The organism is Flavobacterium sp. YO12 (assembly GCF_004119495.1).
Lineage (GTDB): Bacteria > Bacteroidota > Bacteroidia > Flavobacteriales > Flavobacteriaceae > Flavobacterium.
In genome coordinates this window covers 1-1,677 of the sequence record NZ_NRQU01000131.1, presented here as the reverse complement: position 1 = coordinate 1,677, position 1,677 = coordinate 1, and the positions used below count along the sequence as shown (strand labels likewise).

Here is a 1,677-nt window from a genome sequence, read left to right as displayed (position 1 = left end):
AATATTCTTAACAATATTAACAGTTGGGGCAATATTTCTGTTACAATTTCAGAGAAATAAAAACGCAATAATACAGCAAAAGGCTAAGGATAACTCTATCGAAATTAAAAGATTAATAGATAAAGCAGATCTGTACTTTGACGATGACAATAGAGAACTGGCAATTCTAACATATAATAAGGCTATAAAACTTTGTGATCCAGAAATCAATACAACAGATTATGTATATGCACTGTATTGTATCGCAGATCTACACTACTCAAGCTCGGATTATATTTCCAGCGAAATTGCAGCTACAAAAGCATTACCGTATTTAAAGTTAATTAAGAACCCTAGATATTCTTGGCTTATTTACAATGTACAAGGACAAAATTACTTAAGTACTTATGACTTTACTAATGCGGAACTTTATTTTAAAAAGGCGCTAAGACTAAAAACAAGTTTATGGAGAAAACGTGTTGCTTTAAATAATATCGCGGCTACTTATAAAAACAAAAATGAATATGACAAAGCAATAGAGATTTATCAAATCCTTGCTTCTAATGTCCACGCTTCTAAGCATAAACATTTAGACGATAGCAATTATGCTTTTGTACTAGACAATATGGGATACTGCTATTATCAAAAAGGAAATTATGATGAAGCTTTAAAATGTTATTACAAAGCTCTAGAAATTCGTCTGCAGCCACAAAGCAGCGAAGGTTTAGTAAACAGTTACCGCCATCTATCTACATATTTTCAAAAAAGAGATCCTAGATTAGCAAAAAAATATGCCGCAGAAGCACTAAAAACAGCTGAAAAAATGAAATCTGCAACAGAAATTATTCTCAGCCTTTATGTCGTGATCGAATCTAGTGAAGGAAATGAACTTAAAAAACAAACTGAAAGGTACATTCATCTTACAGACAGTATTGCAAAAGCAGGAAAAATGAGTAAGAATCAATTTTCTACAATGAGATACGAGTCTAAGGTAGATAAAGAGCAAAATCTACAGCTCAAAGCAGAAAAGATAGAAAATGAACTGCAATTAGAACGACATAAAAATCGAAATATCATTTCATATATTATAATCATTTTCATAATTGGATTTTTTATAATTCTATTATTTTACTTATCTCTAAAGGGGAAAAAGAAAAAAAAGAAGCTGTATTTGAAAGTGAAAAAAGAATTTCAGGAAAACTACACAATGAGCTTACTCTTCAAGTATACAATGCTTTGTCTTTTGTTAAAAGAAACGATCTAGAAACTGTCGAAAACAAAACTGAACTATTAAATAATCTTGAAAAAATTTATTCTCAAACACGTACTATTTCGAGAGAAAACAGCAGTATTGACATAAATGAAAGATACGAATCTGGTCTTAAAGAAATGATTTCAGGTTTTAAAACAGCACAAGTAAGTATTTTAACAAACGGCCTGAATGATATTCACTGGAATAAAATAGATAAAAACAAAAAATAATTGTCTATCGAGTACTGCAAGAATTATTTCAAATTATGAAAAATGCCAGCAATGCCTCTCTAGTAATAGTTTCTTTCAAAATAGTTCAAAAAAATATCACTGTCACCTATAGTGACAACAGGGTTGGAACTGAAAACAAAAAAACATTTTTAAAAAATACAGTGCAAAATGTGGAAAACCGTATTAAAACAATAAATGGAACTATTAATTTTGACC

Annotated in this window: 2 protein-coding genes and 1 pseudogene; all 3 read left to right on the top strand. The window is 29.9% G+C overall.

Annotation, left to right across the window (positions count from 1 at the left end; genetic code table 11):
- The coding region (locus BOW55_RS20625; protein ID WP_164975090.1) for a tetratricopeptide repeat protein at positions 1 to 1,243 on the top strand (1,243 nt) is incomplete at its 5' end.
- A complete protein-coding gene (locus BOW55_RS20620) occupies positions 1,216 to 1,461 on the top strand; it encodes a hypothetical protein (RefSeq protein ID WP_129026322.1) in 246 nt (81 codons plus the stop codon). The genes BOW55_RS20625 and BOW55_RS20620, both read left to right, overlap by 28 nt.
- A gap of 35 nt (positions 1,462 to 1,496) precedes the next feature.
- Positions 1,497 to 1,677, top strand: a pseudogene (locus tag BOW55_RS21110) (ATP-binding protein); the annotation flags it as partial.